Raw genomic sequence first — 14,226 nt, 5'->3', positions numbered from 1 at the left:
CGGGGACGTGTCCCCGCCCGCCGCCCGGTGCGTTTCGCCCGCTGCGCCCCTATTCCGAACGACATGCCCCTGTTAATCTCCAGCGCATGTCGAGAGCCGCGAAATCCGCTTGGCCGATGGTGGGCGCTTGGCTGCTCGTGGCCGCGGTCTCGGCGCTCTACGCGGCGGCGTGCTGCGCCGCCGTCTGGGCGCTCGGGCTGTCGTGGTGGTGGGGGCTGCTGCCGGTGGCCATCGCCGTGGCCGGTGCCTGTACGGGCTTGCTGCTCCGGGTGAGCGAGCCCGACGCCCCGACGGACAGCGTGGTGATCAAACCCGTCGACGACGCGCGCATCCACGCGGTCGTCGACCGGCTGTGCGCACTCACCGGGCAGGACAAGCCGGTGGTGCGGCTCTACGGCGACGGCGCGCCCAACGCCCTGTCCTTCGAGCCCGACACCGTCTACCTGAGCATGGGGCTGGTGGACCGGCTGGACAACCGGGAGCTGGAGGCCGTGCTCGCCCATGAGCTGGCGCACCTGGCGCACCGGGACGAGCGCGTGCTGTCGTACGCCACCTTGATGGGGACGATGGAATGGGCGCTCACCCTTCCGGCGATGGCGGTGATGCTCGTGGCGGCGGCCGAGGGGCGGGTGTGCCGTGTCGCCCGCCGGTGCGGCCGGAAGTGGCGGCCGGCGTTCGGCGCGTCGACCGGTCCTCGGACGCCCGACGGCGCGAGCACCTGGCTCCCGAGGCCTCCGCGGCCCGAAGAGAGAGAGGACGAGGCGTTCTCCCCCGGCGCCGCCCGCGTGGTCATCATTCTGGCGGGACTCGCACGCGCGGCGCTCATCCTGCTCTTCCTCGCGATCCTGTTCCCCGCGATCATCGTGGGGGTCCTGGCGTACGGCGCGGCCCTGGTCCCCGGCCGACTGGTGGTCCTCGTCCTGACCCGGCGGCGCGAGATCGCCGCAGACCGGGCGGCGGCCGAGCTGACAGGGGCGCCGTCGGTGCTCGCGGCCACGCTGGCGCGGCTGACGAAGTCGATCCCCCTCTCAGGGGACCTGCGCGGCCTGGGGAACGCATCGTCACAGGCGTTCCTGCCCACGTCCCGCCCGGGAAAGCGCAAGGACCGGCACCCGGACGACGCGATCGGCAAGGCGATGGACCGGCTGTGGGACTCCCTGCGCTCCACTCACCCTTCGGTGGAGGCCCGCATCAAGCGCCTGGAGAAGCAGTCGGCCCGGATGACCGGGCCCGGCGACAGGTAGGCGCTTCGGAGGCGCGACGCCTCCTCCCTCGTCACCCTTCGCTCGTGTGCGGCGGGCGCGGGCCGCCGGGGATGTCGTTGAAGACGCGCTCGCGCACGCACGCGTCCCCGATCGCCTCCCGCTCGTCCCCGGTGGGCAGGCGCAGGTGCTCCGCGGCGTCCAGCAGCTCGGAGGCGCGTGCCTCCGGCTCCCAGGTCGGCGCGGCGATGGTGACGGGGACGCCCTCGTGTTCGGTGATCAGCTCGGGGCCGGAGTCCGTGTCGCGCACGACGCCGATCCCCTTGTCCTCACAGGTGACGTCGTCGCCCCAGTTCGCGCAGGGGTCCTCGAAGTCCGTGTAGTCGGGGTCCGAGTAGCCGGTGACCTGGAGCGCGCGTGGTTCGGGACCGGTGGAGTGGTAAGTGATCCGCACGTAGTCGCCAACGGCGGCGACACCGATGCGGGTCCAGCCGTCATCGTCCAGGAGCACCACCGAGTCGGCGGACTCGTCGAACGCCGCGCGCGCGTCCGCGCGGCTCCCGGCCATGTACAGAACCGACGAGACCACGAAGGTGGCGACCAGGGCCGCGGCGCCGACCAGCATGGCGCGGTGCAGCCGTGCCGGGTCGGCCGAGGCGCGCACGATCAGCGGGAACAGCACCGCGCCGACGGCCATCGCGAGCAGGATGGCCGAGAGCTCATCGGCAGCGCCGCCGGCCACTCCGGTGACGACCGCCCCGATGATGAAGCTCGACGTCGGGCAGGCGAGGAGAAGCCCGGTGACCGCGGTCCTCGTCGGACGCGGCACACGCAGGAGCTTGAGAAGGAAGCCGATCGGGACCACCGGCACGGCGGCGAGGAGGATCCCGAGCAGGACGATCCCGAGGGTCTCGCCGGTGCCCCATGCATAGGGCTTGTCGAACGGGGCGAGGAAAGCGGTCGAGGACAGGACCGTCACGACCGGCCAGAGCAGCCCGATGACACCCGCGCCCCACAGTGCCGCCCGGCTCGGACCGCTCGGTGTCTCCGGTGTCTCCTGCTCCACGGACTCTTGCCCCCAACCGAACCGGCATCACGTCCGGTACTGGGATGGCGGACACGGGGATCGGGGTTCCACGAGTCGACGACAAGGCCCCGGCCACCGCCGGGGTCCTGTCCTCGACACCTCAGAACTGGTCTGATCCGGCCACCTGGCCGATCGGGAACGTGTGACGGGAAGCCGCACAGATGGTCTCCAGGGCGTGGATCGGCACGTCCTCGGAGCTCACGCTCACCCGCAGGACCTGCACGACCCACTCACCGGCCACGTCGAGCAGGCCGGCCTCGTACGGCGTCGGCGGCCGGGCGGTCAGAGTCTCGGTGGCATGCCCGAACCGGTGGCCCAAGTCCTCGATGGCTGCCTGGAGCGTCGGCAGGACGAACCCTTCGGCGTCCAGCCGGGCGCCCTGGCCCACGTCCACCCGGAAGAAGCTGGTCGCGATGCGCACGGGCACGCCGTTCGCCCAGAACATCTTCCGCCGGGCGATCACCATGTCGCCGGGTTCGACCCGCAGGGCGGCGGCCACGTGCTCCGAGGCGGGCTCCTGCCCCACGAAGAGCATCTTGCGCTCGGGCGTGAGCCCTTGGCGGTCGGCCTCGGTCAGGTACAGGCTCGTGGACCCGCGCACAGTGGGAGGGGTGGGCAGGGCGCGCTCGACGAGCACACGCGGCCGGGGTTCGACCGGCCCGCTCGGCGCCTTGTGGTCCCCGCCCGCGCCCGCCTTCTTCATCTGGCTGATGCGCCCGGGGGTGACGCCGAGGTTCCTGGCGATCTCCTCCTGGCGCATCCCGCCCTCCTGGGCCTCGATGATGGCGCCGCGGCGGATGCGCGACAGCTCGACGCTCTGGCCCTGGAGCGAGGCCATGGCCGCCGAGGCAGCCCGGGCGCGCTCCACCGGATCGGCGATCGCGGCGATGTCGTCAAGTGTCCGTGCGTCCATGGAGTCCTCTTGTCGCGGCTTTCCGACCCGAACTTTAGCCCCTCTATTGCGCCGAGCGGCATGCATGGCCACCGTCATACCAGGCGACTCTTTAGCCCCTATAAACGGGGGTGGGGCCACGGGCGGCGGGTGGCGGTCGCGCCTCCAGTCTGCCGCAGCCCTCCATGCGGCCGCCGACCACCATGCGGCCGCGGCTTGGCGGTCACTGGCCGCATGGTGGTCCATACCGCAGATGCCCCTGAGGAGCACACCATGCCCAGTTCCACCGCCAAGCCACCGGACCGGAACGGCACGTGCCCGTTCTCACGGTCCCTGCACCACCGCCCGCGGTCGCAGTCCGACCGCCCCGCCGATAGCTATATCGACGCCGTCGGGATCTGCCCGATGAGCACCCTGAACGACCTCTTCGATGCAGTCCGCGACGCAATGGACGTCGCACCGCCCTACGACTTCGCACACCGGAACGTGCGGGAGCGGATCCGGTCCGCTCGCGCCGACTACGTCTGCGGGGTGCTCGAGCAGGCGGACTCCAAAGACCTCGACACCACGGTGCGCGCCCTGCGGCTCGCCCCGGCCCTGTTCCCGGTCAACTACCGGATCAGCATCCGCGGCTCGGAGGGTCGGCCATGATCAGCTACACCCCGCCACCTCTGGACGGCACCCGGTACGCGCGCTTCATGGACCTCACCCTGCGGTACACCAGCTGGGGAATCGGCTACACGAGCGACGGCGAGCACCTGCTGTTCAACGCCGTGCACAAGCTCCACGACACCCAAGTCTCGTGCCGTGACCTCGACACCCTCGAAGCGGTGCTCGCAGCGTCCGACCGGCACCTCCGACGAATCCCGACCGCAGGCCGAGTGAGGCGGTACTACCGACGCTGGGAGCGGCAACAGGCCGAACGGGAACGGCGCGTTCTCGCCGAGCTGGTCGATCTCGCCGCACGCCTGGGCAGGGGCCCCGCCCTCAACAAGGTCGCTCCTATGAAGTCGGCCGCTTGAGGCCGACGCCGGACGACAGCGACCGAGAGCCCTGCCTCTGAGACAGGGCTCCGGGGCCGTGCACTTCAACGGGAACACGGGCTCAGGCCAGGGCGGCGGCCAAGAGGGCGAAGGCGGCGATGATGATCGCGACGCGGGCGTAGTGGTAGCGGTCCCAGCGCTTCATCTGCTGTTTCCAGTCGGCCGGGTGGTTCTCAGGGGTCCACGTCCTGCCCCGGTCGTTGATCGGGACGAGCAGCAGGAGCGACATGACCACGCTGAGGATCAGCAGCGCGGCCCCGGCGACGACGAGTGCGGTGCCCGGGGCGCCCCATCCCGCGGCGGCCCGCACACCGACGAGGGCGAGCGACCCGATGTACCAGAACGGCATCAGGGCGCCGAGCATCCGGCCCCCGTGGGCGCGCCCCCGCAGGGCGCTGTCGTCGGGAAGGGCGTCGAGGATCGGGGTGACGACGAAGGCGACGGAGAACTCCACCCCCACCATCACGCCGACCACCACGATGGTGACGACCTCCAGTGCGTCGAGCATGGCGACCCCTTCTAAGATCTAGCACTGCTAGCTATTGAAGCGACGCTAGTACTAACGGCGCTCGCTTGTCTAGCGGTGCTAGCATCGATCCATGTCGGTACAGGAGCGCAAGAAGCGCGAACGGGCGGACCGCGAGCGCCTCATCGTGGCGGCGGCCCGCGAGATCGCCGAGGAGCACGGCTGGGACGCGGTCACCACCCGGAGGCTCTCCGAGCACATCGAGTACAGCCAGCCCGTCCTCTACAGCCACTTCCGCGGCAAGCGCGAGATCATCGGCGCCGTCGCCCTCGAAGGCGCCGCCGAGATGGCCGCGGCGGCGCGGGCCGCGGCGTCCGCCGCCGACACCCCGCGCGCCCGGGTCACCGCCCTCGCCCGCGCCTACCTCGGCTTCGCCGAGAGCAACCCGGCGGTCTACGACGCCGTCTTCCGGCTCGACGGCGGCCTGGTGTTCGCCCAGGAGGACACCCCGGAGCCGCTGAAGGACGCCTTCGCCTCCCTGCTGGACCCCCTCGGCGAGGTCGCCGGGGACGGCATCGACCCGGGACTGTTCACCGAGGTGTTCTGGGCGTCCCTGCACGGCCTGGCGACCCTGGGCCGATCGGGCCGGCTCCCGAAGGGCGACGCCGAACGGAGGACGCAACTCCTGGTGGACCGGCTCATCATGGACTGACGCGCATGCGTCCTACGCCTCGTGGGGGCGGGGTGGACCCACTCGGCCACGGTGCCCCGCACGGCGGGAGGTGGGGACGCCGCCTGGCCCACGTCCTCGGGGTGAAGCGTGTGCCGTGAAGCGCTCGAAGAGGAAGCACACTCCGGCCGGGGCCGACGGGATCGGTCCTCACCGAGCAGGGCCGTCGTCGACGTTCCGACTGTCGCCGTCGGGGCCTTGGGGAGGCCGAACACGAAAAACGGGCGTCCATGTGCATGGACGCCCGTTCCACTGTCGGGGTGGCGGGATTTGAACCCACGACCTCTTCGTCCCGAACGAAGCGCGCTGCCAAGCTGCGCTACACCCCGTGGCAACGCTGATCAGTCTAGCGGACGCACAGGGGTGCTCGCACACGCGAAAGCGAGATGATCCGGGGGCGGACGTGAACCCGGAGGCAGGAGCCTTCCGGACCGTCCCGCACGGGGGTTAGCGTCCGGACGCGATACGGGGAGGCCGCGCCCTCAGGCGCGGCCTCCCCGGTCCTCGCGCGTAGAGGAGCTCTTTCCGCAAAGAGCCGGGCCAAACCTCTCTAGAGAAGAACGGCCGGGGGCGGCCCTTTCCCTTGCCGGGCCCACTCCCCCGTCGCACCTTCAGGGCATGGGTGCCGCGACCACCATCCCCGACCCCGATGAAGCGCGGCCCTTCCCCTGGTGGGTGCGCCTGTCCCGCCGACTCAACGGGGAGCGGGTGTGCGCCGTGCCCGGCTGTATCGGGATGACCGATCCCGACGAGCCGTACTGCGCGGCGCACACCGACGCCGTCCGCGTCCTCCGCTCGCGCCTCGGCGACCGGCGCTGCGCCGCGGAGGGCTGCCCCGACCCGCGCGAGGGCGGCGACGTCCACGGGGACCTGTGCCGCGCCCACGGGGACGCCGCACTCCTGCGCGACGCCTTCGCCCGCTCCTCCGCCGGCCGCTGGAACGTCCCGTCACGCTCTTCGTCCTGAACGAAGAAGGCGTCCTGAACGACGAGGGCGTCGTCCCGGCATCGGTGAGCCGTCCCCCGTGGAAACGGGGTGCGTACTCCGGCGGCCCCGACGCGAATTCCGGCGGACCTGCACCGAAACCGTGACGGTGTCGTGACCGCGCAGGTGGAACCCTGGGTCCGGCCCACGCGTCCCAAAGGGCCGGACTTCGACACCCGAGCTCCGGAGGAGCGCCTTGGACACCCTCACGACCGTGGTCCTGATCCTGCTGGGCGCACTGGTCGTCCTCGGAGCGGCGATCCTGATCGCCCAACTCCGCCGCCGCGACCGTCCCGCCCCGTCCGCTCCCCCCGCCCCGCGCGACCCGTTCGCCGACGTCGGCGACATCAACGGCGACCCCCTCGCCCTCCGCGCCGGGGACATGATCGAGCTCGGGGCCGAGCGCTCCTGGGTGCGCGGCACCCTGCGGCTCTCCGAGGGCGGCGCGCAGTGGGCCGAGCACTTCGTCGACGCGCAGGGCACCGACACCGGGGGCGGGCAGGCCGCCCGCCGCTGGCTGTCCGTCGAAGAGGACCCCGACCTCCAGATGGCCCTGTGGACCGCCCGCCCCGAGGTGGACCTGGTCCCCGGCCCGTCCTCCCTGGAGCTGGACGGGGTGCGCTACCGCCTCTCCGAGCGCGGCAGCGCCTCCTACCGGTCGGAGGGCACCACCGGGCTGCGCGCCTCCGGCGGCATGGACTACGCCGACTACGAGGCCGACGACGGTTCGCTGCTCTCCTTCGAGCGCTTCGACCACGGCGGCTGGGAGGCGGCGACCGGCACGCCCGTCCAGCGCGGTGCCCTCACCGTCTACTCCTCCGGCGCCTCCGAAGGGCCGGGTGCCTGACGTGCGCACCGCATCCGCTCCCGGGGCCCACGCCGGTCCCGGATCCGGCGCCGGTCCCGACGCCGGTCCCGACGCCGGTCCCGACGCCGGTTCCGGCGGCGACGCCGACGGCGCCCCGAGACCCGCGGCCGGAGCCGACGGCCGCGGCACCGCCGTCCCGGTCTCCGTGCCCTTCGCCGACACCCGCGCCCGCGACCTCGTCTGGACGCTGGAGCACCCGCCGCTGCCCGCCCTGGCCACGCGCACCGCGCTGCTGGGCGGGGTCCGGGTCGAGCTGCGGGTCCTCGGGGCCTCGCACCAGGTCGTGCTGGCGAGCGGCCCCCGGGTCCGCGCCCGGGCCGTGGAGACCGTCGCCTGCCTGCCGGGCGCCGACGGGCACCTGCCCGGCTCGGCCGCCCCCGACGTCCCCGGCCTGGCCTCCTACTCCTTCACCAGCACCGTCGACCGGCTCTCCGGCCCCGAGCTGGACCGGCGCGTCCGCGCCCTGGTCCGCCGGCTCGACGGCGACCCCGCCGCGGTCGCCGCCGCCTTCCCCGGGGCGCCGTCCGCGGTGACCGCCCTCGCCTCCGCGTCCCCCGCCCCCGGATGCCTGGAGTGGCGCACCTGGCACGCCTACCCGCAGACCGGCGAGCTGGTCCGCACCCGCACGCGGACCCGCGTCGCCGCCCAGGGCACCGCCCCCCACCCATCCGAGGAAAGGAGCCCCGCCCCGTGAACATAGAAGGGAACACGGGCAAGATCCTGCTGCTCATCGGCCTGGCCGGCGTGATCGTCGTCGTGGTCTTCGTCGCGATCGGCAACGCGTCGGGCCGCCCCGAGTGCGGCGACTACGACCGGGTCAACGGCGAGTACGTGTACCGGGACGACCGCGGCGACTACGAGAAGGAGAACGGCGAGTACATCTACGTCGGGTGCTCCTCGAACTCGCGCGGCTCCAGCGGCCACAACAACAACAGCGGTTCGAGCGGGGGCGGCTTCTTCTCGTCCTGGGGCGGCAGCTCCCGCGACGGCTCCGGCTTCCGCGGCGGCGGCCCCGGCTTCGGCAAGTGAGGCCGCAGACGGCACCGGCGCAGTGACCGCGACGCCCCGGCCGGGCCGCCTGACCTGGACCGTCCCCGACCCCCTGCCCCGGCGCGGCGGCAGTCCGCGCCGACGGCCCCTGACGGAACGCGACAGACAAGGAACCCCCGAGACGCCATGTTCATCCTCTACGAAGCCCTGGCCGTATTCGCCTACGGGGCCCTCGGCCTCGTCCTGATGCTGGCCGGATACCTCATCGTCGACCTGCTCACCCCCGGCAAGCTGCACGTCCTCATCTGGCAGAACCGCAACCCCAACGCCACGCTCGTACTGGCCGCCAACACCCTCGGCGTCGCCATGGTCGTGGCGATGGCCATCTACGCCTCCGACGGCGGCCTCGCCGAAGGCCTGATGCTCACCGCCGTCTACGGGGTGATCGGCCTGGTGCTGATGGCCCTGTCGTTCGCCGCGATCGACCTGCTCACCCCCGGCCGCCTGGGCGACGCCGTGAACCACACCGAGCTCGTCCCCGCCGCCTGGGTGAACGCCACCGCCCACGTGTCCGTCGCCCTGGTCGTGGCGGCGGCGATCTCCTGATGGCAGGATCCGAAGGCGCCGTGGACACGGAACGGTCCGCGGAGGGCACGGCGGGGGAGGCGCCCGACGCGGGCGCCTCCCCCGCCCGTCTTCCCGTCGGCCCCCGGGCCGCCCGGTTCCTGGTGCTGCTGGGCGTCTTCGTCTGCGCCGCCTGCGGCCTGGTGTACGAGCTGGCTCTGGTGGCGCTGGGCAGCTACCTGCTCGGCGATACCGTCACGCAGGCCTCGATCGTGCTCAGCGTCATGGTGTTCGCCATGGGGGTGGGCTCTCTGGCGTCGAAGGGGCTCACCGGCCGGCCCGCGTTCTGGTTCGTGGTGATCGAGGGCGCCTTGTCGCTGGTCGGCGGACTGTCGGTGCTCGCGCTGTACGCCGCCTACGCCTACCTGTCGCTGTACCAGCCCGCGCTGGTGGTGTGCGCGTTCGCGGTGGGGGCGCTGATCGGCGCCGAGATCCCGCTGCTGATGAAGCTCATCCAGCGGATCCGGCGCCAGGACGCCGCCGACGCGGTCGCCGACCTGTTCGCCGCCGACTACGTGGGCGGGCTCGTCGGCGGGCTCGCCTTCCCGTTCCTGCTGCTGCCGGTGCTGGGCCTGGTCGAGGGAACGCTGGCGGTCGGGGCGCTGAACGCCCTGGTCGGGATGTGGGTGGTGCTGTGGATCTTCCGGTCCGAGCTGGCGCCGCGCGCCCGGGCCGGGGCGGCCGTCGGGATGGCGGTCGTGGTCGCGGTGCTCGCCGTCGCCTACGTGCAGGCCGGCCGGTTCGAGGTGACCGCCCGGCAGGCGCTGTACCGGGACCCGATCGTGCACGCCGAGCGCTCGGAGTACCAGGAGATCGTGGTCACCCGGGACGGGCGGGACACCCGGCTCTTCCTCAACGGGGACCTGCAGTTCAGCTCGCTGGACGAGTACCGGTACCACGAGTCGCTGGTGCACCCGGCGCTGGCGGGGCCGCACGGGGACGTGCTGGTGCTCGGCGGCGGCGACGGGCTGGCGGCGCGGGAGGTGCTGCGGTACCCGGGCGTGGAGCACCTGACCCTGGTCGACCTGGACCCGGCCGTCACCCGGCTGGCGCGGACGGACCCGGTCCTGTCGGAGCTGAACGGGGACGCGCTGGACGACCCGCGGACGGAGGTCGTCAACACCGACGCGTTCAACTGGCTGCGCGAGGGCGGGCGGAGGTTCGACGCCGTCATCGTGGACATGCCCGACGCGGACGACGTGGGGACCGCGAAGCTGTACTCGGTGGAGTTCTACGGGCTGGTGCGGAAGCGCCTGCGCGAGGGCGGCCTGATGACGGTGCAGGCGGGGTCGCCCTACTTCGCCAACGACGCGTACTGGAGCGTGGGCGCGTCCCTGGAGGAGGCGGGGTGGGGCACCGTCCCGTACAACGTGGACGTGCCGAGCTTCGGAAACTGGGGATTCTACCTGGCCGCGCCGGGGCGGGACGGAGACCCGGAGCTGGCGGTGCCGGAGGACGCGCCCGAGCTGCGCTTCCTCGACGACCGGATCCTCGAGGCCGCGAAGGTGTTCCCGAAGGACCGCGCCCGCGGGGCGTCCGACGGCGGAGCGGGCGGCGGCGACGTGCGCGCCTCCACGCTGCTCGACCCGGCCGTCATCGGCTACCAGCAGGAGAAGGAGGCCTGGGAGGGCTACTGATCCCCGCGGTCGCGGGGGTCGGACGGCTCTCCGACCTGGTCGGAGCCCTCTTCGGCCCCGTCCTCCGGAACGCTCTCGGCCCGTGGCGCGGGCACACGCCCTCCGAGGCGCTTCAAGGCGACGCGCGCTTCGTCGGCCTCGGGCACACCCAGTTCGGTGAAGATCGCGGTGGACGCGGAGAGCCGGTCGCGCGCGGTCTCGGCCTCCCTGGAGTCCTTGGGCTGCCGCAGCGTTCCGAGACCGAGCAGCGCCTTGCCCTCCGCGTACCGCTCCTTGCGCTCCCGGGCGATGCGAAGGGCCTTCTCGTACGCGTCCCGCGCCTCTTCGCCCCGGCCCGCGCGGACATAGGTCAGGCCGAGGCCGTTGAGTATCTCGGAGTCGGCGCTGCCCAAAGACGCCTTCTCACTGAGTTCCAGGGCCTCGTGGTGAAGCCGCTCAGCACGCACGATCTCCCCTTGCCCTCCGACCGCGATGGCGAGGCCGTTCAAGGCGAAGATCTCGCTCGCGTGGTCTCCGCACTCCTGCGCCGCGGAGATGCCCTGCTCCAAATAGGCGACGGCTTGCCCGAAGTCTCCGAGGCCGGTGTAGGAGTCCCCGATCACCCTGAACGCCACGGCGCGCGTGTCCGGCGAGATGACGTCGGCGGGGCCGTCGAGTACGGCCTTGCCTGCGGAGATCGCCTCCTCGTGCTCGCCGATCATCTGCCGCATCACACCGATGTTGAGGATCTGCAGGTATTCGAGGGCGGTGTCGCCGACCTGGCGGGCGTGCTCCAGCACGTTGGTCAGGGCCGCCACGGCGTCCCGGAACCGGCCGAGCCGCTCATAGACCATCCCGAGGTTGGCCTCGACGCGGATCAGCCCCCCGTCGTCGCCCAGTTTCATGAGCAGCTCTTTGGCCTCTTGCAACAGGTCGAGCGCCAGAACGTACCGCCCCGCCAGCCCTTGGGCGATCCCGAGCCCGATCAGGGTCACGGCGCTGCCGCGCTCGCTGCCCTGTTCCCGGCTGGCCGCCAGCGCCTTCTCCTGGGTGGAGAGCAGGAGCTCGGTGCGTCCGTGCACGGCGTAGAAGCGCCACACCGCGTCCGCGATCTGCCAGGTGTGCTCGCCCGCCTGCCGGTCGGCGAAGTAGTCCAGCACGGAGACCAGGTTCTCCTGGTGGCGCTCGAACCAGGCGACGGCCTCGTCCCGGTCACCGAACCGGCTGTCGTACCGGGACCGGCGGGTCACCACGAGGTCGTAATCGTGCCCCCGGGGGCCCAGATGCCCGGCGGCCTCGTTGGCCCGTTCCAGGTAGTGCTCGGCCAGGCGCCACCGGGCGGCATCGGCCGCCTTGCCCTCCAGCTCCGCGGCGGCCTTGTGCCGCGCATAGTCGCCGATGAGGTCGTGGAACCGGTAGACGTCCGCGCTCGGCTCGTCCAGCAGGCAGACGCTGACCAGGTCCTGGAGAAGGTCGTCGGCGTCGGGCGGCTCGATGTCGAGCAGGTCCGCGGCTCCCATGAGGTCGATGCTGCCGCCGATCATGGTTCCGAGCAGGCAGAAGATGCGCCGCTGCTCCTCGGTGAGGCTCTGGTAGGACAGCTCGAAGACCGCCTCGACGCTCTGCCCTTCGACCCGCAGTTCGAGGAAGCGCCGCCGCTCCTCCCCCAACCGCTGGCGCACGTGCGCGAACGTCCAGCGCCGCCGGTGCAGCATGCGCCCGGCGATGATGCGCAGGGCCAGCGGGAGGCCCCCGCACAGCTGCACGACCTCCCCGGCGTCCTCGGGCTCGGCGGCGACGCGCTCCTTGCCCAGGACCATCTCCAGAAGCAGGAGGGAGTCGTCACGGCCGAGCATGTCGAGCGACAGGTGCCCCACCCCGCTCAGCCCGGGCAGGTCGTGGCGCGAGGTGATGAGGGTGAACGACCCGGCCGCCGCCAGCAGGGGGTGGACCTGGGCGTATCCGGAGGCGTTGTCGAGGACGACGAGCACCCGGCGCCCGGCCAGGCGGGCGCGCCACAGGGCGGACCGCTCCTCGAGCGTGTCCGGGAGGGCCTCGGGTGCCACCCCCACGGCGCGCAGGAGCGTGCCGAGGGCGGCCTCGGGGGAGGCGGGCGCCTGCTCGGGGCTGAAACCGTTGAGGTCGATGAAGAAGGCGCCGTCCGGGTAGCGGTGCTCCAGCAGGTGCGCCGCGTGCACCACGAGGGAGGTCTTGCCGACCCCGCCCGGGCCGGTGACCACCTGTACCGGTGCGCCGTCCCCACCGCGCTCGGCCGCCTCCAGCAGCTCTCGGAGGTCCTCCTGGCGGCCGGTGAAGTCGGGCAGGTCCCGTGGGAGGTCGTTGCGGGTGGCCGAGGTCGGCCACGGGGCCTGCGGCGGCTCCGCGGCGGCGGGCTCGGGGGCGGCGTCGGCGGCGGGCGCGTCGCGCCCCTCGGTGTCGGTGAGGATGCGCTCGTGCAGGTCGGCCAGCTCCGGACTGGGGTCCACCCCCAGCTCCTCGGCCAGGTAGCGCCGGTTCTCCTGGTAGGCGCTGAGCGCCGCGGCCCGCTGGCCGCTCCGGTTCAGTGCGGCGATGAGCAGGTACTGCAGGCGTTCGCGCAGCGGGTCCTCGCGCACCAGCGGCGTCAGGCGGGTGACCACGTCGTTGTAGCGGCCGAGGGAGAAGGCCCCGCCGGCCCATGCGGCCACCGTCGCCCACCGCTCTTCGACGAGGGGCTGGCCGAGCGCGTACCAGAGGCGGTCGGTCCCGGTCCCGGAGAAGGGGCGCCCCTTCCAGCATTCGAGGGCGCGCTCCCACAGGGCGACGGCCTCCTCGGTGCTCCCCGCCGCGTGACCGCGCGCGGCGAGGTCGCGGAAGCGGTGGAGATCCACTTTCTGTTGATCGATATCGGCGAGATATCCACCCGGAGTAGTCACGATCAGCCCGGGAAAGGCGCGCCGGAGGTGGGAAACCTGGACCTGGATCACGGAGCGTGCCGTTCGGGGCGGGTCGTCGTCCCAGAGATACTCGATCAACCGGTCGATCGGGACTTCTTTCCCGGCATCGACCAGGAGGGCGCCCAGCACACAGCGTTGTCTCGGCCCGCCGACGGGCACAGGCTCACCATCGTCCCGCCACGCCGAAATAGGTCCGAGCACGCCAAAATCCACAAATGGCACTGTACCAAGGCCATTTGCGGATCCGGCGCGCTCCTCGCACAGGGGATTTGCGGGCCGGCGGGAATCACGCCGACGGTCCACCCACTGAGCTGCGGAGAGGGGTCAGCCGTCCGACTTCTGCGGCGCCTCCTCGGCGTCGTCCGGAGCCTCGCCCCCGTCGGCTTCGCGCTCCCTCTCCTGTCCGCCGCCCGGGACGGGCTCCTCGTAGGGCTTCATCTTCGCGACGACGTCCCCGAGCCCGGCCGTGATGGCGTCGAACTCCTCCTGCAGCGTCTTGCACCCCGTCATGTCACACTTCCCTTTCCGCGAGGCCGCAGGTGCGCCCCGCCTTCGGAGGTGCGCCCTACGGAAACTCGATGTCGTCACCGACCAGGTCGTCCTCGTCCTCCCAGGGCTCCATCTCCTCCTGGCGGGAGTCCCCGCCGTCCTCCTCGCTCCAGGGCCGCACCTTGGCGACCGGAGACGCAGGGGCGGCGGCAGGAGCGTCGAGGCCTTCGACGATCCGGGAGAACTCCTCGTCGACCCGGCTCGGCTCGGTCAGCAGCATCGAATCCCATCCCATCTCA

Annotated in this window: 16 protein-coding genes and 1 tRNA gene; 10 read left to right on the top strand and 7 right to left on the bottom strand. The window is 72.2% G+C overall.

The window, feature by feature from the left end:
- Nucleotides 1-86 precede the first annotated feature (86 nt).
- The gene (locus O4U47_RS20105) at nt 87-1,244 is read left to right on the top strand and encodes a M48 family metallopeptidase (protein WP_270679456.1); all 1,158 of its coding nucleotides are present in this window, start codon (nt 87-89) and stop codon (nt 1,242-1,244) included.
- A gap of 31 nt (nt 1,245-1,275) precedes the next feature.
- On the opposite strand, the gene O4U47_RS20100 is transcribed toward O4U47_RS20105, so the two are convergent.
- Together O4U47_RS20100 and O4U47_RS20095 are read right to left on the bottom strand one after the other, a co-directional pair.
- Nucleotides 1,276-2,268 carry a hypothetical protein gene (locus tag O4U47_RS20100; protein WP_270679455.1) on the bottom strand — a complete coding sequence of 331 codons (993 nt, stop codon included), beginning with the start codon at nt 2,266-2,268 and terminating at the stop codon, nt 1,276-1,278.
- A gap of 121 nt (nt 2,269-2,389) precedes the next feature.
- The gene (locus O4U47_RS20095; protein ID WP_270679454.1) at nt 2,390-3,202 is read right to left on the bottom strand and encodes a GntR family transcriptional regulator; all 813 of its coding nucleotides are present in this window, start codon (nt 3,200-3,202) and stop codon (nt 2,390-2,392) included.
- A gap of 252 nt (nt 3,203-3,454) precedes the next feature.
- Here O4U47_RS20095 and O4U47_RS20090 point away from each other — a divergent pair, with 252 nt between their 5' ends.
- Nucleotides 3,455-3,832: a hypothetical protein gene (locus O4U47_RS20090; RefSeq protein WP_270679453.1), complete on the top strand. Its 378-nt coding sequence runs from the start codon at nt 3,455-3,457 to the stop codon at nt 3,830-3,832.
- Entirely contained in the window at nt 3,829-4,203 is a 375-nt protein-coding gene (locus tag O4U47_RS20085; protein WP_270679452.1) for a hypothetical protein, read from the top strand. The genes O4U47_RS20090 and O4U47_RS20085 overlap by 4 nt, the downstream gene beginning before the upstream one ends.
- A gap of 82 nt (nt 4,204-4,285) precedes the next feature.
- Here O4U47_RS20085 and O4U47_RS20080 read toward each other — a convergent pair whose 3' ends face one another.
- A complete protein-coding gene (locus O4U47_RS20080) occupies nt 4,286-4,732 on the bottom strand; it encodes a DUF1772 domain-containing protein (protein WP_270679451.1) in 447 nt (148 codons plus the stop codon).
- Between the two features lie 91 nt (nt 4,733-4,823).
- On the opposite strand from O4U47_RS20080, the gene O4U47_RS20075 reads away from it, so the two are divergent.
- Nucleotides 4,824-5,402: a TetR/AcrR family transcriptional regulator gene (locus O4U47_RS20075; RefSeq protein WP_270679450.1), complete on the top strand. Its 579-nt coding sequence runs from the start codon at nt 4,824-4,826 to the stop codon at nt 5,400-5,402.
- A 273-nt stretch (nt 5,403-5,675) separates the two neighbouring features.
- Here the strand turns inward: O4U47_RS20075 and O4U47_RS20070 are convergent.
- A tRNA-Pro gene (locus O4U47_RS20070) sits at nt 5,676-5,749 on the bottom strand.
- A 289-nt stretch (nt 5,750-6,038) separates the two neighbouring features.
- On the opposite strand from O4U47_RS20070, the gene O4U47_RS20065 reads away from it, so the two are divergent.
- The 6 genes from O4U47_RS20065 (at nt 6,039) to O4U47_RS20040 (ending at nt 10,523) form a co-directional block, all read left to right on the top strand.
- Nucleotides 6,039-6,386, top strand: coding sequence for a hypothetical protein (locus O4U47_RS20065; RefSeq protein ID WP_270679449.1), 348 nt, complete (start codon nt 6,039-6,041; stop codon nt 6,384-6,386).
- A 214-nt stretch (nt 6,387-6,600) separates the two neighbouring features.
- Nucleotides 6,601-7,251 (top strand): DUF4178 domain-containing protein, encoded by a 651-nt coding sequence (locus O4U47_RS20060; protein ID WP_270679448.1) that lies wholly within the window; start codon nt 6,601-6,603, stop codon nt 7,249-7,251.
- Between the two features lies 1 nt (nt 7,252).
- The gene (locus O4U47_RS20055) at nt 7,253-7,966 is read left to right on the top strand and encodes a DUF2617 family protein (RefSeq protein ID WP_333563663.1); all 714 of its coding nucleotides are present in this window, start codon (nt 7,253-7,255) and stop codon (nt 7,964-7,966) included.
- Nucleotides 7,963-8,301 carry a hypothetical protein gene (locus tag O4U47_RS20050; RefSeq protein WP_270679447.1) on the top strand — a complete coding sequence of 113 codons (339 nt, stop codon included), beginning with the start codon at nt 7,963-7,965 and terminating at the stop codon, nt 8,299-8,301. The genes O4U47_RS20055 and O4U47_RS20050 overlap by 4 nt, the downstream gene beginning before the upstream one ends.
- Nucleotides 8,302-8,448: 147 nt before the next feature.
- Nucleotides 8,449-8,868 (top strand): DUF350 domain-containing protein, encoded by a 420-nt coding sequence (locus O4U47_RS20045; RefSeq protein ID WP_270679446.1) that lies wholly within the window; start codon nt 8,449-8,451, stop codon nt 8,866-8,868.
- Nucleotides 8,868-10,523 carry a polyamine aminopropyltransferase gene (locus O4U47_RS20040; RefSeq protein WP_270679445.1) on the top strand — a complete coding sequence of 552 codons (1,656 nt, stop codon included), beginning with the start codon at nt 8,868-8,870 and terminating at the stop codon, nt 10,521-10,523. Before O4U47_RS20045 ends, O4U47_RS20040 begins: the two co-directional genes overlap by 1 nt.
- Here the strand turns inward: O4U47_RS20040 and O4U47_RS20035 are convergent.
- From O4U47_RS20035 to O4U47_RS20025, 3 genes are all read right to left on the bottom strand, one after another.
- Nucleotides 10,517-13,372: an ATP-binding protein gene (locus tag O4U47_RS20035; RefSeq protein ID WP_270679444.1), complete on the bottom strand. Its 2,856-nt coding sequence runs from the start codon at nt 13,370-13,372 to the stop codon at nt 10,517-10,519. The genes O4U47_RS20040 and O4U47_RS20035 overlap by 7 nt on opposite strands.
- 390 nt (nt 13,373-13,762) lie before the next feature.
- The gene (locus tag O4U47_RS20030) at nt 13,763-13,948 is read right to left on the bottom strand and encodes a hypothetical protein (RefSeq protein WP_270679443.1); all 186 of its coding nucleotides are present in this window, start codon (nt 13,946-13,948) and stop codon (nt 13,763-13,765) included.
- Nucleotides 13,949-14,003: 55 nt separating this feature from the next.
- The gene (locus O4U47_RS20025) at nt 14,004-14,222 is read right to left on the bottom strand and encodes a hypothetical protein (protein WP_270679442.1); all 219 of its coding nucleotides are present in this window, start codon (nt 14,220-14,222) and stop codon (nt 14,004-14,006) included.
- Nucleotides 14,223-14,226 lie beyond the last annotated feature (4 nt).

It is taken from the genome of Nocardiopsis suaedae (assembly GCF_027706745.1).
Taxonomy (GTDB): domain Bacteria; phylum Actinomycetota; class Actinomycetes; order Streptosporangiales; family Streptosporangiaceae; genus Nocardiopsis_A; species Nocardiopsis_A suaedae.
This window is presented reverse-complemented; position numbering and strand designations above follow the sequence as displayed.